Source organism: Streptomyces sp. CA-135486, assembly GCF_050936555.1.
Lineage (GTDB): Bacteria > Actinomycetota > Actinomycetes > Streptomycetales > Streptomycetaceae > Streptomyces.
Genome location: NZ_JBNJMM010000001.1, coordinates 503,181 through 522,781 on the forward strand (window position 1 = coordinate 503,181; position 19,601 = coordinate 522,781).

A 19,601-nucleotide genomic window follows, 5' to 3' on the forward strand; every position below is an offset into this window, starting at 1 on the left:
TCTGTCGAGAGCGCCTGGGTGGTTTCTATGGGAACCGGCAGGTATGTCGTTCTCGTCTAGGCACCGGGACAGCGGTCTCACACAGGACACTGATAGATGGTTCGGACAACACGGGCTGTCGCGTGACGGCGCCCGTGTTGTCGCGTAGATACGTACGTACGGTGCATGGCGCATGACTCATGGAGGAGGCACGGTGGCGGGCGAGTCCCCCGACAAGTCGGAGCAGCGGAAGTCGTCGGGGGAGACGACTTCGGGTGAACGCGACCCGCGGCTCGCCGTGTTTCGCCAGGCATCGCCGCCCAAGGCCGACCAGCCGACGGCGGTCTTCAAGGTTCCGGCGGAGCGGGTTTCGGCCACGGGGCCGGGCACGGAGACGGGCTCGGCGGAGAACGACGCTCGGCTGCGTGCGGCGGTGGCTGCGTGGGTCGCGCCCGGCGACGCCGACGCGAAGCCCACGCCGGAGGAGCCCGACGCTGCGGGTGAGCCGGCTGCGGGGGACTCTTCGGACGCGGGCGGGGACTCGTCGGACGCGGCTGCGTCGGGCGCCGGCGACTCGGCGGACTCGACGGACACGGGCGGGGCTGACGCGGAGGACTCGGCGGTCGAGGGTGCGTCGGACGCGGAGGCTCGTGACGCCGAGGCGCCTGACGCCGCGGCTGAGGATGCCGACGCGTCGGAGGTTGCGCCCGAAGGTGCCGCTGCACCGGATGCGGAGGTCGCGGACGCGCCTGACGCGGAGGACTCGTCGGACGCGGCTGCGTCGGACGCTGAGACCCCTGACGAGGCCGCTCCGGCCCCGTCGGACGCCGCGACCGGAGCGGGAGGCTCCGAGGGTCCAGAGGCGCCTGACACCGAGGCGCCTGACGCCGAGGACGCTCCGAGCGGGTCCGACGCCAAGGAAGACGCAGACGCCTCCTCCGAGGTTGAGCCCGCGCCTGAGGGCGAGACGGGCGCCGGCACCGACGAGGAGGCCGACGAGACCTCCGGCGACGGGGGCGCAGACGCAGACGCGGAAGCCGACAAGGCCCCCGGCGAGGACGCTCCCGCGGTGGCCAAGGACGAGGCCTCCGCCGAAGCGGAGCCCGCGCACCGCGACGAAGCCGACGACGCGCCCAACCCCGCCGCGCCGCCGTCCGCCGAGGACAGCGCCCCCGCGTCCGCAGACGCCAAGCCCACCCGGGCGGCCAAGGACAGCGCCTCCGCGTCCCCGGAAGCAGACGCAAAGCCCACCCCGTCCGCCAAGGACAAGCCCGTCGATCAGCCCACCGCCGTCTTCAAGACCCCCCGACGGCCCACCGTCGACAATCCCACGACCGCCCTCAAGCTGCCCCCTGCATCCCGCCCCGAGGCCCCTGCCGGGCGGAGCAGCACCTTCGTACCGCTGCGGGCCGAAGGCGTAGCGACACCCACCCCCAGCAAGCCCGAAGCCAAGCCCGAAGCCGCCCCCGCGGCCCCCGCGGCCCCCGCGTCGCTCACCGAGGCCGAGCGGACCAAGCAGCAGCCCATGCCGCCGCTCCCGCCGCTCGATCTGCTCGCCGAGCTGACCAACACTCCGCCCCCGCCCCAGACCCCCGTCCGCACGGTCATCCGGCGGGTCAAGATCTGGACGCCCCTCGTTCTCCTGCTGCTGATCATCTTTGCGGTCGTACAGGTTCTGCGCCCGCTCCCCGACCCCAAGCTCGACCTCTCCGCCGCGTCCACCTTCACCTTCACGGGCGGGAAGCTCAGCCTGCCGTTCCCGGACGAGGGCCAGGGCGCCGTCGAGGTCGAGGGCGTCGGCAGCATCGGCACGTACGGCGCCCAGAAGCCCGCTCCGCTCGCGAGCGTGGCGAAGACGATGACGGCGTACGTGATCCTCCGGGACCACCCGCTCAAGGGGGAGGAAGTCGGCCCGAAGATCACCGTCGACCAGCAGGCGGCCGACGAGTCGAACAACAAGGACGAGTCGCGGGCGAACTTCTCGTTGGGCCAGCAGTTCACCGAGAAGCAGATGCTGCAGTTGCTGATGATTCCCTCCAGCAACAATGCCGCGCGCCTGCTCGCCCGCTGGGACGCCACGTCCGAGGCCGAGTTCGTCAAGAAGATGAACGACGCCGCCAAGGACCTCGGCATGACCAACTCCACCTACACGGACCCCAGCGGCCTGAAGTCCACCACCGTGTCCACCCCGCAGGACCAGCTCAAGCTCGCCAAGGCGGTCATGCAGAACGACGTGTTCCGGAAGATCGTGGACACGACGCTGACGACGATCCCCGGCATCGACGGGACGATCCGCAACAACAACGACAGGGCCCTGCTGGTGGATGGAGTGGGCGGCATCAAGACCGGCTCCTCCACCCCGGCCGGCGGCAATCTGCTCTGGTCCGCCAACGTCGAGGTCGACGGCAAGGTACGCCGCATCGTCGGTGTCGCCATGGGCGCCCAGAAGGCCACCATTCTCGACGACAAGCTGAATCTGGCGATCGACTACAGCATCGCCATGATCAAGGCCGCCCAGAAGGGCGTCACCTCCGCGACCGTCGTCAAGAAGGGCGATGTCGTCGGCTATGTGGACGACGGCCTCGGCGGCCGCACCGCCGTCGTCGCCACGAAGGACCTCAAGGCTGTCGGCTGGGGCGGTCTCGACGTCACGATCGCGCTCACGGACGGAGCAGAGAAGGTTCCGCACTCCGCGAAGGCAGGCACCGTCGTCGGCGAGCTCTCCGTGGGCGCGGGCACCGGCAAGGTGACCGCCCCGGTAGCGCTCCAGCGGGACCTGGCGGAACCTGGATTCGGCGCCAAGCTGACCCGGCTCGGCTGAGCCTGCACGGCGCGGGCGTCCCGGGGCCTCCGGGACGCCCGCGTGCTAGCGTCCCGGGCAACTCCAAGGCGCCGGGACAGCGTCTTCGAGTGTGGAACCTCAGTGTGAGCGTGTGAGCACAACAGCCAGCAGCACGTCGGAGGTTGGGCAGGCCGGGGGACAACGGCACAGCCGGGGAAGACGGGGAGAGCCGCAGTGACCACCGCTGAGCCGACACGGGCGGGCGCCACCAGCCCCGACACCGGGCTGCGAATACGGCCGCCCGTGCCCGGCCGCGCCGATCCCGGTCCGCTCGCCGACCTCCGCGACCGCCTGACCCGCCACCCCGTGCTCTTCGCGACCGCTCTCGCCGCGCTCGTCCACCTGCTCTGGTTCTTCTTCTTCGCGAACAGTGGCGGCGACATCGCGGCCCAGGACGCCTGGGCCGAGTTCGTCGGCCGTCACCCGGACTCCGCGTACAACCTCGCCTGGTACGGCGGGATGCACCCGGTCTCGTACAGCGTCGTCTCGCCGTATCTGATGTCGCTGATCGGCGTCCGCTCCACGATGATGGTCGCCGGAACGGTCTCGGCCGCCCTGACCGCGCTGATCCTGGTCCGCGTCCGCGCCGTCCGTAACCCGCTGGCCTGCGCACTCGCCGGTGTCTTCGCCTTCCTCTGCAACGCCCTGTCCGGCCGGGTGACCTTCGGCCTCGGCATGATGTTCGCGCTGGGCGCGGTCGCCGCGGTCTTCTGCTGGCCGCACCGCCTGAGGGCAAAACGCTGGGCGAAGGCGGCCGCCGCCGCCCCGCTCGCCGGCCTTGCCACCGCGGCGAGTCCGGTCGCCGGGCTCTTCCTCGGTGTCGTCGCGGCGGCGCTGTTCCTGAACCGGCGCAGACCAGGTGCGTACGCCCTCGGGCTCGCCCCGGTCGTGGTCGTGGCGCTGTCCGCCTGGCTCTTCCCGTTCTCCGGTACGCAGCCGATGTCGTTCTGGTCGACCTCGCTGCCGTTCCTCTTCGGCGTCCTCGTCCTCGTACTCGTACCGGACCAGTGGCGCACGGTCCGCACCGCCGCGGCGGTCTACTCCCTCGGCACCCTGCTGACCTGGGCGATCGACTCCCAGATCGGCTCGAACGTCTCGCGGCTGCCCATGCTCTTCGCGGGCGTGGTGCTGCTGGCGGCGCTGCCGTACGCCGTGCCGAAGTCCCGTAAGTGGTACGCGCTCGTCATCGCCTTCGCGGGCCTGAACTTCTGGATCGGCTTCAAGGCCGTGGACGACATGGTGCGTACGGCTCCGGCCGCGTCCTGGAACCGTGAGCTCGCCCCGCTGGTCAACCGGTTGCAGCAGCTGCGCGCCGAGCGTGGCCGGGTCGAGGTGGTCCCCGCCAGCAGCCACCGCGAGGCGTCCGCGCTCGCGCCGTACGTCAATCTGGCCCGCGGCTGGAACCGGCAGGCGGACATGAAGCGCAATCCGCTCTTCTACGACGACGACCAGACGCTGACCTCGGCGGGCTACCGCGCCTGGCTGGACCGGTGGGCGGTCCACTATGTGGTGCTGCCGAAGGGCTCGCCCGACTCCAGCGGGGCCAAGCAGGAAGCGCAGCTTGTTCGTGACGGGCAGCCGTATCTGACGCGGGTCTGGGGCGACGAGAACTGGCAGCTGTTCGCGGTGAAGGACCCGATTCCGCTGGCCGATCCGCCGGCGACCGTGGACCACGCGGGCGCGGGCGAGCTCACGATCGAGGTGAAGAACGCGGGCCGGGTGCTGATCCGGGTGCCGTACTCGCCGTGGCTGAGCATCGTCGACGACCAGGGCAAGAAGGTGAAGGGCCCGCAGGAGACGCAGGAGTCGAAGGAGCGCGAGGACGGGCCCAAGGACTTCACCAATCTCCACGGCTGTCTGCTGAAGGCGAAGGAGGACACGGAGGGGGACGAGTGGACCGAACTGCTCGCGCCCGCGCCGGGGGTGTACCGGCTGGCGGCTCCGTACCAGCTGCCGCGTGGCACTCCGTGCCCAGATGAGCTCCGCTGAGCCGTTACCGGCGTTAACGCCTACCTCGGTCCGGGCTGCTGCTGCATAGTGGACGGGATTGGCATACCGAGCAGTTGGTCTAGTGGTTCAGGTGCGACATGGGATGCGAACGATGCGGTGGCGGCAATGCCCGGAAAGCGCGCCGGGCGGTGGCGACGTCGTGAAAGACCGATCCCAGGGCGGGTGTTGGGTGGCCGGCGAGACGATTTCGGGACGCATCTCCCTTTTCTCCCGTACCGGAAAAATCATGCTGGCCGGGTGGGTTGTGCTGGCCGTCCTTGCGCTGGTCGTCTCGGCGGTCACGCTGCTTGGGGATGAACCGAGCTCGGCGAACGCGTCCGACGACTCCGGCTCCGACTTCGACGCGGGCGGCCTCGGCGGCCCGCCGCGGCGCATCGCCCCCACGGAAGCGCCCGGCACCTCGCCGTCCGATTCGCCGCAGTACTCCGCCTGGGCGGGCCCCGGTTGCACCGGCGGCGGCCGCTACCGCGAGACGGGCCGCTTCAGCGACGGCTTCGACGGCTGGTACACGGTGAGCACAGGCGGGCACAAGGGCGACGGCTGCGACGGCAGCTTCACCGCGATCCCCATGTCGGGCAGCGCGACCAAGGACGGCAACGGCAGGGCGACATGGTCCTGGTATGTGGGCAGCGGCTATACGACCTGCTCGGTGGCCGTGGTCGTCCCGAAGACCCCCCGCGACCTGGACGTGGCGGGCGAGCCGACGACGTACCACGTCCTGGCGGACCCCGACGACGAGGACAGCACGATCAGGTCGTTCGAGGTCAACCAGACGTTGTTGCGCGGCCGCGGCCTGACCCTGGCGAAGATCCCGGTCCGCAACCAGCAGCTGGCGGTCCAGCTGGTCGACCGCGGCAAGGACTTCGGTGCCGGCCGCGAAGGGGCACATCACGCGGTGGCGCAGATGCGGGCGGAGTGCACGCGCTGACGCTGTGCCGCGGCGGCCCGCACGGCCTAACGCTGTGCCGCGGCGGCCCGCACGGCCTCGTCACAGGCGCCGCACTTCAGCAGGTCCCACCTGGGCGCGTGCCATACGGTGGGATCGGGAGCGGTGTGCACGGCCTTCTCCATCCCGGCCGCCGGCCGCCCGCACATGGTCCGGGCCTCTGCCCACCCCGTGCCGCCGGGATCGGGCCGGCGAACCGCATGCACGCGGACAGGCTGACGGATGTCGTGCCCGCTCGGCCCGAAGTGCTCGTGTTCCTCTGCCTGGTCCTGTATCGCTGTGGCGTACTGGCTCATGGGCAGACCCTAGGCCCGAAGCGGGCTCCGTAACCCCGGCTTTGCGCAATGAGGTGTTACTCGAACAGGTGCCGACTGGCTTCGCTCCAGGCAAGCCGCCGGCCGAGCTCCCCCAGATAGCCCTCGGCAGCCCACGTGGCCTGTGGTTCATGCCCCCGCTCAGCCAGCCTGCGGACCAGCTCTGCGGCTTCCCGCTGGCCGTTGATGACGGCATCGAGAATACCGTCGGTCGAGGACAGGCCGTAGGCCGTGCAGAACCGCTCCAGGCGCTCGCGGCGATCGGGCGGTGCCGGGTAGCGCAGCCACTGGAGGCACTCCGCGTCATCGCGGAACGGGGCGACGTACTGGAGCGCATACGCGACGTCGTGCAGCCGCGGTGCCGGGCGGGCGAAGTCCCAGTCGATGATTCCTACGGGCCGGTTGCCGTGCCAGACGATGTTCCAGGGGCCGAAATCACCGTGGCAGACAAGCTCGTTGCCGCCGGGGGCTCCCGGGCCCACGGCCCAGGCGGTGCCGGCAGACGGCGTGAAGTCGGCGACGGCATCGTGGTACGCGCGCAACAGCCTTGCGAAGGCGCACAGGCCTTCGTCGTCCACGACCTCGGCCCAGCCGTGCGGGCCGGACTCGCCCGGAATGTACGAGAGGACTTCCCGGCCCTCGGCGTCGAACCCCAGGGGCCGGGGCGCGTACGGGAATCCCACCGCCGCCAAGTGCCCCAGGAGTTCATGAACGGCCGACGTCCACGGCTGGACGGGCCTGCGGACCGTGTCGCCGACGCGCACCACCCGTCGGTGTGCACCGTCCTGGAGCATGTCCTCGTTCGCCATGTGCCCGGTCAGGGGACGACCCGTACGGCCCGGTAGTCGTAGCCGTCCTGCTTGAAGCCGGGTGCTTCCCACTCCAGCTCGGCACTCTGCCCTGCTGTGAGGCTGCGGAAACCGTCCATCTCCAGTGCTGAGTAGTGCGCCCAGCAACCACCGGGCGTCTCGGGGCAGTCAAGAACGCCCCAGCCTTCTTCCTCGTGCCACTCGCGGACCGTCGCTGTCGCCATGCGGGGAACCCTACGCGCAGCGGTGTCGAATACTCCGAACGGCTCCACGTGATGGCCCCTGGGAGTTCACTCTCGCGCCCGTGGCGACCGAGAGCCGGGGCGTCCCGCTGCCGGGAGTACGGCGTTACGGTGACTTCCCGTGATGCAGCGGAAGCGGAGAGTGGCTGGCGGGGCTAGCGTGACGTCAACCGTTGTGTGATCGTCGGGCCGCTCCGCGCTGTGCCGTGCCAAGGAGCGGGCTGCCATGGCCGAAAAGGGTATGCACATGCACTTCGTTTCCCGCCGCACTCGCCTCCGCAGGGCCGTCGTAGCGACATGCGGGGTAGCGGCGCTGCTCGCGCCGTGCGCGATCGCCGGCTCCAGTGCCGCTGCCGCCGAGCCGCATCCCCCCGGAAAGCCCCCATCCCGTGAGGGCGCGGTCATCACACTCACGACCGCCAAGGTCGGCGAGCCCGGCAACCCCTCGGTCGGCATTGTCCCCTTCACGGACGCCATCTACGAGTCGTGCGCCGATGCTCCACAGTCCTCGACCCCCTGTCTGACGGTCGGCGGTGTCCGATACCCCTACGAGATCGGGCAGCTCGAGGTCACCGTCGCACAGTGGGTGGCGTTCCTGAACACCGTCGATCCCGAAGGACGCAATCGCCTCGGTCTCTTTGACGACACCGAGAGCTCGTCGGCATGGCCGAAGTACGGCCAGATCAACCTCTCCGCCCGGGCCGGCAACGGCCGCCACTACTCGGTGGCCTTTCCGGAATGGGCGAACAAGCCGTACGGTTTCGCGAACTTCCTGGGGGCCGCGCGCTTCGTCAACTCGCTCTACAACGGCCGGGTGATCTCCCGGCAGACCGGCCGCAACGGCGGCTTCAGCTACGTCACCTACCGGGTCAGACTGTCGACACGGACCGAGCGCGGGATGTACGACCTGGCCCGGCGGAACGCGACCCGAGCCCACGATTCCGGCTTCGTCGTGCCGAGCCAGAACGAGTGGATCAAGGCGGCCTACTACGACCCGAGCGGTGGCGGCACCTACTCCTACTGGAAGTACCCGACCAACCCGGGAGTCTTCGGCGACGGCGACGCGACCGCCCCGAACCCCACCGTCCTCAACCCCACCACCGGCGATGTCACCAACGCGGCGACCCAGCCACTGGCCTCGTACCACCCCACCAACCAGCCGGCCCCGACCTGGTGCCCGGGCCAGCTTGATCCCGACACCTGCGCCACGGTCAACCCGCTCGGGCTGGACCCCTTCACCTACGCCGACCTCTACGAGGGCAGCCTCAGCACGGTCGGCCAGGCGCGGACCACCTCGCCGTGGGGCACGTTCGACCAGGGCGGCAACGCGGTCGAGTGGACCGACACGATCACGCCGCCCCCCACCGGAGGGAACTCCGTGCGGGTCTGGCGGCGACTGCACGGCGGAATCTCCAACGCCCCGGCCTTCCAGATGTGGCCCTCGGCGGTCGGACTGCAACCGCAGGACAACATCTTCTACAACCACACCTATCCGTGGCTGGGCATCCGGATCGGGGTGATCGGGGACCTGAAGCTCGGCAAGTCCTGAGCCGGGTCGGCGTGCTGCCGAGGCCGGAGCTCGGCGATATTCACCCTGGCCGTGCGAGACACGGGGAGGGCTGCCTTCTGGCTTGGGCGGCTGCTTCCCGGCCTTGGCGGCGATGACCTCCAGCGGTGGGTGACCGTTCGGGAGGCGCAGATGGGGGTGCTGCGCCTCGGACAGGCCGGTGTTCACGGCGCGCATCTGATACGCCTGGCGTGCTGCGCGGCGCTGTTCCCGCAGCAGGCGGCGAGAGCGCCGTGGGCGGGCCGGGTGATGTCGATCGGTCTGGAGCCGCCCAATGACCGTGGGCCTACTTGGCGTTGGCGTTGAGGACGCCTTGCGCGATCGCCACCACGGCCTTGCGGCCGCCGGTGATGATCAGCACGACGCCGGCGCCGATCCCACCGCATCCGCCCAGCAGCTGCAGGACGTCGGCGACTGGCATCCCCGTCACGGCGAGCGCACTGCCGGCGAGCGGAAAGGCGGTCACCACCACCGCGTGTGCAATGCCGAAGCGACCGACACCGGTACGCGACTCCGTACCGGGGGCCGCCGACGTGTTGTTGTTACTGGACATGCCAACCCTTCTCGCGGCGACTGAGTCGCCGACGGAGACGGCCCCGGGTTCGGGCGCCTCACGGTTCACCGGACCACTCTCCCGCCGCAATAGTCACCTTGGCAAGAGCACTCTGCAAAATTCAGAGTGTCATATCCATCTAGGCGGAAAACGTGGCACACTGCTCGCAACAGCACACGGGGGAGGTATCGAAGTGAGTGAACCTCGGTCCGCCGCCACGGTGGGCCAGGTCGTTCTCGGCAAGCGCTTGCAGGATCTGCGGGAGCGGGCCGGGCTCAGGCGCGAGGAAGCGGCAAAGGTCCTTCGCGTGACCGCAGGCACCATCCGCCGGATGGAAACCGCCGAGGTTGCGCTGAAGATCCCCTATGTCCAGCTGCTGCTGAACGCCTACGGGATCACTGACGACGAGGCCCGAGGTTTCATCGAACTCGCCGAGGAGGCCAACAAGCCCGGCTGGTGGCAGCGCTTTCACGACGTCCTGCCGGGCTGGTTCAGCATGTACGTCAGTCTGGAGGGCGCCGCCGGCCTCATCCGGACCTATGAGCCGCACTTCGTGCCCGGTCTGCTGCAGACGGAGGACTATGCCCGGGCCATCATGATCGGCGGAGCCGTCGGGCAGGCCGACCCGGCCGACATCGAGCGCCATGTGGCGCTGCGGATGGAACGACAGGCTCTGCTCACCCGACCCGACGCACCCACCTTCTGGGTGATCATGGACGAGACGGTCTTCCGCCGGCCCGTCGGTGGCCCCGGCGTCATGCGAGCACAGATCGACAAGCTGCTCGAATGGGCCCGGCTGCCCCATATCACCCTGCAGATCGCGGAGTTCGCGACCGGACATCACCCCGGCACCTACGGGCCGTTCGTCCTCTTCCGGTTCGCCGTCCCCGAGCTCCCGGACATGGTCTACAGCGAGTACCTCACCGGCGCCGTCTACCTGGACGCCCGCCCCGAGATTGCCTCGCATCTGGAGGTTCTGGACCGCATGGCGGCCCAGGCCGCGACTGCGCAACGCACGGAGGAGATCCTCAAGGATCTCCGCAAGGAGCTGTGAATGGACCGCATATACAACGGCATGCCTGCGGCCGAACTGGGCGAAGAAGGCTGGCACAAGCCGTGGAGCGGCGGCAACGGCGGAAACTGCTTCGAGACGATGAAGCTGGCCGACGGCCGGGTCGCGGTGCGTCAGTCCGCCGACCCGGACGGCCCCGCCCTCATCTACACCACCCATGAGATTGAGGCGTTCATCCAGGGGGTCAAGTCCGGGCAGGCAGACTTTCTGGTCAGGTGACTCGGCTCAGGCGACTCAGTCTGTCGCGGCCCCCGGCGGGAGCAGCCTGATGGGGACATATGGCCCATGCGCCCTCGGCCGACACACGCGGCTGCGAATCGCCGTCGGCTGAGGAGCGCCCACAAGCTACGCCTCAGGGAGAGGGGGCAAAGGTCCCGGACCATGATCGGTCCGGGACCTCTGCGTTGGTGCCCCCGGCAGGATTCGAACCTGCGACACCCGCTTTGGGAGTTTTCTCTGACGGTTCTCGCATGTTCGCGGGGTTTCCCGTTCTGATGTGTGCTGAATCCGTTCCGGCCGGAGGCTGCTCGACAGCAGGACTTCCAGGATCTGCTGACGAGCGGCAGGGCGGGCGGTGGGTCAGACCCCGCCAGGGAACGCTCACGGACATCCTCACTGTCAGGCGGGGAGGCTGTGGTGTTCGCGGAGTCGAGGCCGGCGTAACGGCGCTGCTTGGAGCGGGTGCCCCGGCTGGAGTGTGGCCGCCGCGTGCTCCTTCTGCGGTTGAGGTCGACTATCTCTCTGGCCGACGCACAGAAATCTGTGTCGGCCGGAGTAGACATTGAGCGGTGGCGTGGTTATGGTTTCTCTCGTAGCCGAGATCAGTACGGGCCCGGCAGAGACGAACTGGCGGGGAGCAGTACATGCAGTGAGCAGGACGGTGCGGTGGTGGAGTTCCGAAGCCAGGGCGGTTGCAGGATGGCGACGGGACTGACGGCCGGACCGGGTGGCCCGCAATGATCAGGGGCCGCCGTGAGCAGTACCGGCAGTAGCAGTTCAGTAAGTGCAGTTCGCAGTACCAGCAGTGCGGTTGTCAGTGGTTCCTCGGTAAAGGCGTCGGCTGCGGGCGCGTGTGCCGGGAGGTTCGGCAGTGGGGTTCTAAGCCAGACCAGATGCAGGACGGGCGACGGGGCTGGCTGCCGAAGAGTGGCGCTGTTCGAGGCCACGAGCAGTTCGTAGTACCAGCAGTACGCAGTTCCGCAGTTCCCGTTTGGTAAGTAGTTGATCAAGAGGGAAGAACGGAGGAGCCCCGCGCCATCAGGATCGCCCGGGCGGAGCTCTTGAGTCCGGGTACCGCAGGACATCGATAGTGAGGTGGTCTCCGGTCAAGCAACCGCGATCCCCGCATTCCCCGTCCTCTCCCGGGTGGGCATGCGGACACAGAAGGTCGGCGCAGTACCAGGGTCGGCAGATGGTGTAGCAGTTCCTTCGGGGCCCTGGTGCCATACGGCACCAGGGCCCCTCCACGCGTTCCACAGAGAGGTGCAATGACAGCAGACGACTCGTTCAGCCGTCCCGTTCGGAACCGGAACTGCTCCGCCTGGGCCGCCTCCCGGCTCCTCACAACTGCCGTACGGCGGCGACTTCTGCGGCCAGGCGTTGCTGGGCGCGTTGGAGTCGTTCCCTCTGGTTCCTCAGGGCGCGGCGCGTGTTGGCGAGCGTTGCGGCCTGCCGTGCCTCGAGTTCCTCGGCTCGAAGGATTGCCGCGGGTTCGGACCGGTGGCTGTGGGCCGGCTTGTGAAACGCCGCGTCCTGCGGCTCCGTGGTCGGGAGCCGCAGGACGCGGGGGTGTTCCACTCCTATGGAAGAGGGGGCGTGTCAATCCACCAACCGAGCCGCGGTCGCCTCCGCGGATTCGGCAGTGTCCAGCACCGCCGTGTCGTACGCGGCCTGCGCCTCCGTGGACATCTGCCGCCACTCCTCCAGCGACGGCTCACCGCCCAGATGCACCGGCACCCCACGGCGGGTGTACGACGACGGCCGGCGACGCTCCTGGCGCAGCACCCACCAGGTACCCACGGCAGAGATCACCAGCAGCGACACGGGGACCAGAGCCCCGATCAGACGGGCAGCAGACATGACGGAACCTCGATTCGGCGGACAGCCGGTAGACGTGACGTAGAGCGAATGCCCCAGGGCTCCGCATCCGGTTCTTGGGGCCGGTAGCGCGGCCAGTCAGTGGATCGATGGGGTGTCTTCGGCTTGTTGCCATGTCCTGGGTCAATCGGCGTTTCTGGGGGCCAGGAGCGGAATGAGTACGGCGGCGACGGCCAGGTGCATCAGCGCCAGGGTGGCCCTGGCGCCGCCGGACGCCTGAACGAACGTCAGTGGCGCCAGTGACACCAGCAGTACGGTGACGGCCAGTCGGGTCCAGATGGTCGGGGTCGGGTCGGTCAACCGGTCCAGTGCCTTTCGCGTCGCTGAGGCGAGCAGGGATGCGACGAGCGTGCTGCCGGCGACGAGGGGCAGGCCGATGGCCTGGTTCGGCCATCCGCCGCCGGGCCCGATGCGGAGTTCGATGCCCAGGATGTGGGCAACGGTCCACAGCAGGGTGGTGGCCAGGACAGCGCCGCCGATCGCGTATGCGGTGCGGCGCAGGTCCGGGGTGGCCGGGCGGGTGGGCGGGGTGGTCATCGGAATGCTCCGTCATGCGTTGGAGTACGGTCCCGCCGCCGTGCGGCAGGATTCGACAGCGCGGTGCACCGTCGGGAGTTCGGGGAGGAAGTGGGCTGCCGTGCTGTCCGCAGGCTTCACCGCTGCGGCCGAGGGTGATGAGCACGCCGAACCGGAGGGGTGATCGCTGGCACTGAAATGCCCAGGGTCACGTCCCTGATGCCGGGGACCCACGGAATGATCGAGACGAGCGAAATGCAGGGCTGAGACAAGGGTGGGCAGGCTGCGCGAGCCGTCGGTGACGGCGACCTGGGTGCCGCGCTCGGCGCGCGTTCAACGCGACCGTGCCGTAACGCGGCGGGCGGTACCGGAGGTCTGGGCATGGTGCGGAAGTAGGCAGCCGAGCGAGCCGGGCTGGCCCGCTGTGCCGTACGACGGCCGGAAGGCGACCAGCATCAGGATGGGTCGGACGTCGAAGAGAGGGTGGCTGTCAGGGTCGGTCCAGGCGTACATGATGATCAAACCTTGAGTTGGCTAGCGGTTCCCGGTTCCTCGCCTTCCTTTCTAGGCGTTCCGCGTATAAGGGCACATCGGGGGTTCTCCCTAGTCGCACACCCCGGCGGACTAGGGATCCCAAATTGAGAAGAAGCTGCGCTGCCGCGTAGAGGAACGTCCCGGCATCAGCGGGCACTTCGAGTGACTGCGAGAACCGGGGCGAAGTACTTGGCGGTCAGGCCCGGGCCCGGCCCTGCAGGATCGAGGTTCCTGATCAGCACCCGGCCCCCACCGATGCGCTCCCCGCCGGAGTACGACGTGAGGCCTGCGTCCCCGAGCATCACTGCCCGGACAGGCGGGACGCGCCGGGGCATCGGACAGCGCCGCACAGATGGGCCAGGAAGCGGTTTTTCTGCGGCCTGCCGGAGGCGACGACGACCACCTGACTCGCCACGCAGTTGGAACCGCCGTTTGTGCAGCCGCTGTGTGGCGAGGTACTCGGCCTGGAACGCCTTGCCGTACTCGACGTGAGCGGCAGCCCGTACACCCTCCGTCCGGCACGCCTCCGCAATTCCCCGATGCCCACGTCGGATGCATCTCGTTCGAGAAGTATGAGGCCAACAGAACCGGTCACCTCGCCGGTGCGGCGTGCTCATCTCCCTCGGCCGCAGCGGTGACTCGGTCGCGCAGCTGGGTGAAGTCGAGCGCGGCCGCGGCTTCGGGGCCACCTTCCGCCTCGCCGACCGCACCAACCTCGCCGCCGCACTCCGCTATGCCGCCCGCGACGCCACTCGCCCGCCGTCCGCCCTGGGCATCACGTGATCAAGGTAGAAAAACCACCAGTACGACGCCGCCCCGACCGCTGCCCAGGCACCGAAGCATCACCACGCAGGCCCACCCGAAGTCGAAGATCGGAACACGCGCGGTGGATCGAAGATCAGATCACGTAGTTGCCGCCGACTAATTATGTTGAGTTTTGCAAAGATGTGCCCCAGGTGATACTCCACCGTTTTCGCGCTTACGAAGAGCTCTGTTCCGACTTCCCGGTTGGTCATTCCGCGGCCAACGAGATGAGCTATATCCCGTTCTCGCGGCGTGAGGTCGGCCAGCAGATCCGATTTGTGCAACTGTGAAGCGCTCGCGATGTACGGCCTGGCGCCCAGCGTACTTAGCGTGCCCTCTCCGCGCCCGATCCACACATCGCCGTCTGAAACACGGCCTATGGATTTGAGGCAGCCTCCTAGGGACCGCTGGATGAGGGACATGTAAACCAATGAGTCATCGGGGTCCCTCGGCTGGGTTACTTTCGACTGATAAATCTTCATGGCCCCGTATTTGTCGCCACAGGACTCCAAATACTTACCGTGAAGCCATACGGCTGGAAGCCTCAGGTAGGGTGCTGTTCGTGCAAGTTCTTGCACATACCTTAGTTCTGTTTCTGCTTCTGATGAGCGACCGTTCTCTATAAGAGCTTCTGTGTAGAGCGCGCGCCACCATGCTTGGAAGTGTGAAGCAGGACCCGACAGAGGGGGACGGGTGAGCGGCTCAAGGATTGACAATAGCTGCTTGGTGTCTGATTGTGCGTGAGCGAGCACTGCATTCCCAAGGTGGGTGAAAGGGACTGCCCAGCTGGGTGCAAAATTGCTGAGTTCGGCCTGTGCGATGTCGAGATGTTCCTGAGCCTGCGCAAAATCACCGCGACCGCTAAAGGTGAGTGACAGCGCCGCATGTCCCATGGCTGCAGCCCACGGCTTTTCACGTTTGGAGGAAATGATCAACGCGTTTCTCGCGCTTACTGAGGACTCGTCCCACTTCCCGAGCAAAAACTGGGCGGAAGAAAGGCATACGAATCCGAACTCGTCCATCGTCGGTCGTCCACTCAGACGCGACATGTGAAGTGCCTGGGAAATGTCACGGATGCCCGCGTTCAATTCTCCTGCGAAAGAATGCAAGAGCCCTCGGAACATCAGAGGAAAGGAGAGAAAGTGATGGGCGTCGTCACCTGACTCAAGGAATTCGGTTAGGCTATTTAGCCCCGCCCGAGGTCCATGAATGAACGCATGCGCAAAGGCCAAGTGAGATTTCGCTCGGTATGTAATCGCCGAGTTGACATCATTGATGGACGGAACACGCTCGAATGCCTTTACGGCTGCCGGTCCATTTCCGCGAAGCAGTTCAAGAAGACCAAGCCAGCTGGCAGCCATGCCGGCAATTTTGACTCGCTCAGGGCCGGTTGATCGTTCTTCGGCATCCAATGCATTGGCTAGCAGAGGCGCAGCCTCGTTCAAACGCCCCCGGCTCTCCGCGTAGGCACCCAATATGAGGTCACGCATGGGAGACGGAGCGCAAGCTTGTATGTCGACCAGTAGTGGTTTTACCCGTGAGAATTCGTCGATCCACAGCAAGTGTGCCGCGGCCAACTGAAGCAAGTGTTCGTGCTCTGTACAGGAGCTTGCCACATCTGCAGCCCATAGCCACAGAGTCGCTGCGCGGTTGACGTTGCCGAGATGAAACTGCTCGTTGGCCGCCTCTTCCAGCTCATGACTGAGTGCGCCGTTTACAGAGTCCGCTGCAGCTACTCGGTGTTCCCAGGAAGCGTCACGGGGAAGAACTGCTGCTGCCTTGACGTGAAGCTCTTTTCGCCGGACCGGTGACAGGCATGCGTAGATTGCCGATTTTTGCAGTTCGTGTCGGATTGCGACGGGTGCTGCGGGGTCTCCCCGAATCCATTCGACGAGCCCTTCCGCCAGCAGAGGCCCCATGGCGATAGATGGTTCGGAAACTCCTGCGACTGCTGCCGCCTTCAGTAGAGGAATGCGACCGTTCAGAACAGCGAGAGCTTCAGCAAGGCGACGCGACGCCTGTGGGACATTCGCCAATTGATGGCTTATGACGGAAGCAAGGGACGGGGAGAATTCGGTGTTCTCTGGGCGTGAGACTGCAGACGTGCGCTCAAGTTCTCGGATTAGCATCTGGACATAGAGTGGGTTCCCGCGAGTGAGATTTACAAGGTTCTCTACAGTATGCGGATCCACCTGGTCAAGTGAATGCTCGGCGAGATGTGAAACCTCTTCGATAGAGAATCCGAAAAGTGGCACGTGACATACCCTGTCAACACCTTCGTCGATCAAGGGTTCCTGAGAATCCTCGATTCTTTCTTCGCTGGCCCCTCGGAGCAAGAGGATCGTGATGACTGTGTCGGCCTCCAGTCGGCGCAGCGCAAACCCGAGCGCCTCTTTGGAGTTGCGATCCGCCCACTGTATGTCATCTGCGACTATGGCAACTGGACTTTGCGATTGAAGAAGCCCCAGCACTTCCAAAAGCTGCGCGCCGACACGGAAAGGGGCAGCGTTCTCGGGGACAGTGCCGTGCTCAAGAAAAGATCCCCGCAAAAGGGATGGCTCTACCTTTCGCAGCAACTGCTCGACGAGCCCATATGGAAGTTCCTGCTCGGATGAGGCGCATCGTGCCGTCAGAACCCTGAATACTTGCGCCTCGTCATTGCGTAGCCAATGGCGGAGAAGTGTTGTCTTCCCTGCGCCAGATTCACCACGGACCCAAATGAGCCAAGGTCTCCCTTGTTGCGCCTGTAGTGCGCACTGATTGAGTTCATCGAGCTCGGATTGCCGTCCGACGAAGAAATCACGGGGCTTGCTTATCATGACCACCCTCCCAGATCACGTAGCCGCTTAAGTATACTGTGGTTATTAATTCAATGCCACAGCCCTGGTGTGTATTCGGCTGCTGCGGGGACAGCGACCTTGATCACAGAATCCCATCCACAGCATGGTAAAGCGATGGCTTGCTGTGACAGGCAGCTGAACCGCCCCTAATGTTCCAGCTTTCGCGGAGGCGGCCTCGCCGCACCTGACCCGATCTCATTTGCCGCACCGCCGGCCCCCGCTCCGGGGACTGGGATGTAGAAGGGCCCGCCGGGTTACTGAACGCTTCTCATCCAGTGGTTCCCGGGTGATGGCGGCTGGTGGTCAGGATCCGTACGCGGCAGGGCTCCTGATCGTTTCGCTGGTAATTGCACTCGCCAACATCTTGACGCAGGAGCCCTGTTGGTCCTGTATCGTGCCATGCTCGACTTCCTGCTTGAGGTCGTTGAGTATGTTTCCCGGCTCATCTACGCCCGAAGGTGTGGAACTGAACCCCCGCTTGCGCAAGGTGGGCTGCTTTCGGCAGGCCCAGCTCGTCCTGGCCCACCTACGCAACTGAGCCAGCAGGTGGCCTCGGTCAGGGTGTTCGACGCGGCTGCTGAGGGTGCGGCCGTGCCAGCCCCAGATTTCGGGGCCGGAGGCTCGCAACCCCTGCGCCGACTGTGCGAAGGCCGATGCGAAACCGGTGGAGACGCCAAGCGTTCCCACGGAGGACGCTGCCTGACGGCGCGTTCCCATTCGTTCCCATGCAAGGCCAAAAACCCCTCGGAGATCACCTCCGAGGGGCCTTTCTGGTGCATCGTGCCTGGTCAGACATGGTGCCCCCGGCAGGATTCGAACCTGCGACACCCGCTTTAGGAGCATGATCATAAGGTTACTCATCCTTCCCTGTCCGGCTTGATGCTTCGCTGTTTGCGCAGGTCAGCGGCCTGAGGAGAAAGGCGGGGGAGTGATCTTTCAGGATCCTTCGTGGGCTTTCTTTGTCCTGCTGTTCCCATCAGGTTCCCAACTGAGGCCTTGGGAACGGTCTTCGAGAGTCGGCAGGAGTGTCTGCGCAGCTCTGTCGCCCAGTCGGGTTCCGTTGAGCACCGCAGATGCTTTGGGAGGGGCTACAGGCTTGCTCCCTTGGCCCGGGAGTTGAGCCAGTGGCCGTTTCCGCAGGTCAGCCGTCTGGCGACAGGCTAGCTCGTCCTTGCCCCCTTCGGAACCGGAACTGCTCCGCCTGGGCCGCCTCCTCCAACTGCCGTACGGCGGCGAAGGGCTGTGTCTCGTGGATGTGCCGTCCGAGATGGTCGTCGGCAGGCAGCCCGTCTATGACCTTCATGGCACGGTTGGCGAGGATGTAACGCAGATCGGTGTCCACGACGGCCACCGCCCGCCGCGTCTGAGCGACAAGCCGCTCGGACAGGGCGAGGTCCCTCTGCCCTTTCGAGGGCGCTGTGATCAGCGGCGACGCCGAGGGCGTACACATCGCCGCGGTCGTCCAGCAGCCGCATGTTGCGGAATTCCACCAGCCGGGGGCTGCCGTCCGCCGTACGGGGAGGGCACCGCCCAGCTCTGCCCGCTCTCCATCACCTCGGCGAACAGCCGGATCACCAGGTCCAGGTCCTGCTCGTGGAGCAGCACTCGTCCCGCGTACCGGCCCAGGGACTTCTCGGCGGTGTATCCGAACAGCTCCTCGGCCTGCGGGCTCCAGAACACGATCCGCCCCTCGGTGTCAGAACCATCGCGGCAACGCTGAGGCGGTCCAGCAGCCGAGCCGGGACGGCGGCTGGGCCAGCGGCTGACCGGAGTCCCCGCGAAGAATCGACTAGGTTCATTCCGGGCGCTCCCGCCGCCTGCCAGCAGGAAACGCGCCTTGGACGGCTTCAACCCGCGCCGTGTGGGTCTCCTGACGCTCCAGGTGACTCCATGCTCCCCCTGTACAGCCACCCCTCAAGTCCGCAAGGACGTCCGCGTCCGCACACGGCGCGCTGCGCGCCCCCCTAGCTTCGCAGGAGCCGGGAGGTCTGCGCCCACAGCTCGTCCAGTACGGAGGGGTCGTTTGCCAGCTTCGCGAACATGACCATGCCTTCCAGCTGGGCGAGTACCGCGCGGGCGGTGGTGCGGGTCGCGGCAGGAGTGGGGATGGTGCCCTGCTCCGCGGCATCCGTCAGCGTGGCGTGAACCAGGTCGATCTGCTCGTCGAAGATCTCTGCCAGGCGGGCCTGGACGACCACGTCCTGGGTGCTCATCTCCAGCGCCAGATTGCCGAACAGGCACCCGTTGACCGCGCCGCCCTCCGTCTTCGCCGCGCGTTGGGCTGCCGCCTGGTCGAGGAAGAGCCGTTCCAGCCGGTCCTCCGCCGTTCGATGAACTCGGGCTGCCGACCGCCAAGCGGCGCCCACCCGGCCGCGTGGCGCCCGCGCCTACCTCGACGAGCTCGTCGCCGGCACAGAGGCGGCAATGCGCAGTCCGGCGCCCGGGCACGTCCTCAACGCGAACGAGACGGTGTCCG

The 19,601-nt window shown here is 66.9% G+C and carries 18 protein-coding genes; 7 read left to right on the forward strand and 11 right to left on the reverse strand.

The features are described from left to right. The first annotated feature begins 172 nt into the window (after positions 1-172). The 3 genes from ACQEVG_RS02440 (at position 173) to ACQEVG_RS02450 (ending at position 5,759) form a co-directional block, all read left to right on the forward strand. Positions 173-2,800, forward strand: a complete 2,628-nt coding sequence (locus ACQEVG_RS02440; RefSeq protein ID WP_432976247.1) for a serine hydrolase — start codon at positions 173-175, stop codon at positions 2,798-2,800. 195 nt (positions 2,801-2,995) lie between these two features. Beyond that, a complete protein-coding gene (locus tag ACQEVG_RS02445; protein WP_432976250.1) occupies positions 2,996-4,810 on the forward strand; it encodes an MFS transporter in 1,815 nt (604 codons plus the stop codon). 247 nt (positions 4,811-5,057) lie between these two features. Then, positions 5,058-5,759 carry an adhesin gene (locus ACQEVG_RS02450; RefSeq protein WP_432976253.1) on the forward strand — a complete coding sequence of 234 codons (702 nt, stop codon included), beginning with the start codon at positions 5,058-5,060 and terminating at the stop codon, positions 5,757-5,759. A gap of 26 nt (positions 5,760-5,785) precedes the next feature. On the opposite strand, the gene ACQEVG_RS02455 is transcribed toward ACQEVG_RS02450, so the two are convergent. From ACQEVG_RS02455 to ACQEVG_RS02465, 3 genes are read right to left on the reverse strand one after another with little or no spacing between them, the layout of a single operon-like run. Next, entirely contained in the window at positions 5,786-6,073 is a 288-nt protein-coding gene (locus ACQEVG_RS02455) for a hypothetical protein (RefSeq protein ID WP_432976256.1), read from the reverse strand. 56 nt (positions 6,074-6,129) lie between these two features. After that, complete coding sequence (locus ACQEVG_RS02460; RefSeq protein WP_432976259.1) at positions 6,130-6,900, reverse strand: aminoglycoside phosphotransferase family protein; 771 nt, start codon at positions 6,898-6,900, stop codon at positions 6,130-6,132. Positions 6,901-6,908: 8 nt separating this feature from the next. Continuing rightward, on the reverse strand, positions 6,909-7,124 hold the full coding sequence (locus ACQEVG_RS02465; RefSeq protein WP_432976262.1) for a cold shock domain-containing protein: 216 nt from the start codon (positions 7,122-7,124) through the stop codon (positions 6,909-6,911). Positions 7,125-7,368: 244 nt separating this feature from the next. On the opposite strand from ACQEVG_RS02465, the gene ACQEVG_RS02470 reads away from it, so the two are divergent. Further along, the gene (locus tag ACQEVG_RS02470; protein ID WP_432976265.1) at positions 7,369-8,691 is read left to right on the forward strand and encodes a hypothetical protein; all 1,323 of its coding nucleotides are present in this window, start codon (positions 7,369-7,371) and stop codon (positions 8,689-8,691) included. 304 nt (positions 8,692-8,995) lie between these two features. Here ACQEVG_RS02470 and ACQEVG_RS02475 read toward each other — a convergent pair whose 3' ends face one another. Next, positions 8,996-9,262, reverse strand: a complete 267-nt coding sequence (locus ACQEVG_RS02475) for a hypothetical protein (RefSeq protein ID WP_432976268.1) — start codon at positions 9,260-9,262, stop codon at positions 8,996-8,998. Between the two features lie 193 nt (positions 9,263-9,455). Between ACQEVG_RS02475 and ACQEVG_RS02480 the strand changes: the two genes are divergently transcribed. Both ACQEVG_RS02480 and ACQEVG_RS02485 read left to right on the forward strand, forming a co-directional pair. After that, positions 9,456-10,316, forward strand: coding sequence for a helix-turn-helix domain-containing protein (locus ACQEVG_RS02480; RefSeq protein ID WP_432976271.1), 861 nt, complete (start codon positions 9,456-9,458; stop codon positions 10,314-10,316). Further along, positions 10,317-10,553 (forward strand): DUF397 domain-containing protein, encoded by a 237-nt coding sequence (locus tag ACQEVG_RS02485; protein ID WP_432976274.1) that lies wholly within the window; start codon positions 10,317-10,319, stop codon positions 10,551-10,553. It begins immediately after the preceding gene. A 1,599-nt stretch (positions 10,554-12,152) separates the two neighbouring features. Here the strand turns inward: ACQEVG_RS02485 and ACQEVG_RS02490 are convergent. The 3 genes from ACQEVG_RS02490 to ACQEVG_RS02500 form a co-directional block, all read right to left on the reverse strand. Beyond that, positions 12,153-12,413, reverse strand: coding sequence for a hypothetical protein (locus ACQEVG_RS02490; RefSeq protein ID WP_432976277.1), 261 nt, complete (start codon positions 12,411-12,413; stop codon positions 12,153-12,155). A 141-nt stretch (positions 12,414-12,554) separates the two neighbouring features. Then, positions 12,555-12,968: a DUF6069 family protein gene (locus ACQEVG_RS02495; RefSeq protein ID WP_432976280.1), complete on the reverse strand. Its 414-nt coding sequence runs from the start codon at positions 12,966-12,968 to the stop codon at positions 12,555-12,557. 312 nt (positions 12,969-13,280) lie between these two features. After that, entirely contained in the window at positions 13,281-13,460 is a 180-nt protein-coding gene (locus tag ACQEVG_RS02500) for a hypothetical protein (RefSeq protein ID WP_432976283.1), read from the reverse strand. 630 nt (positions 13,461-14,090) lie between these two features. Here ACQEVG_RS02500 and ACQEVG_RS02505 point away from each other — a divergent pair. Beyond that, positions 14,091-14,264, forward strand: coding sequence for a hypothetical protein (locus ACQEVG_RS02505; protein ID WP_432976286.1), 174 nt, complete (start codon positions 14,091-14,093; stop codon positions 14,262-14,264). 59 nt (positions 14,265-14,323) lie between these two features. Here ACQEVG_RS02505 and ACQEVG_RS02510 read toward each other — a convergent pair whose 3' ends face one another. The 4 genes from ACQEVG_RS02510 to ACQEVG_RS02525 form a co-directional block, all read right to left on the reverse strand. After that, positions 14,324-17,104 carry a helix-turn-helix transcriptional regulator gene (locus tag ACQEVG_RS02510; RefSeq protein ID WP_432976289.1) on the reverse strand — a complete coding sequence of 927 codons (2,781 nt, stop codon included), beginning with the start codon at positions 17,102-17,104 and terminating at the stop codon, positions 14,324-14,326. Positions 17,105-18,266: 1,162 nt separating this feature from the next. Further along, positions 18,267-18,467, reverse strand: a complete 201-nt coding sequence (locus ACQEVG_RS02515; RefSeq protein ID WP_432976292.1) for a PAS domain-containing protein — start codon at positions 18,465-18,467, stop codon at positions 18,267-18,269. An 80-nt stretch (positions 18,468-18,547) separates the two neighbouring features. Further along, entirely contained in the window at positions 18,548-18,805 is a 258-nt protein-coding gene (locus tag ACQEVG_RS02520) for a PAS domain-containing protein (protein ID WP_432976295.1), read from the reverse strand. 284 nt (positions 18,806-19,089) lie between these two features. After that, positions 19,090-19,491: a TetR family transcriptional regulator C-terminal domain-containing protein gene (locus ACQEVG_RS02525; RefSeq protein WP_432976298.1), complete on the reverse strand. Its 402-nt coding sequence runs from the start codon at positions 19,489-19,491 to the stop codon at positions 19,090-19,092. Positions 19,492-19,601 lie beyond the last annotated feature (110 nt).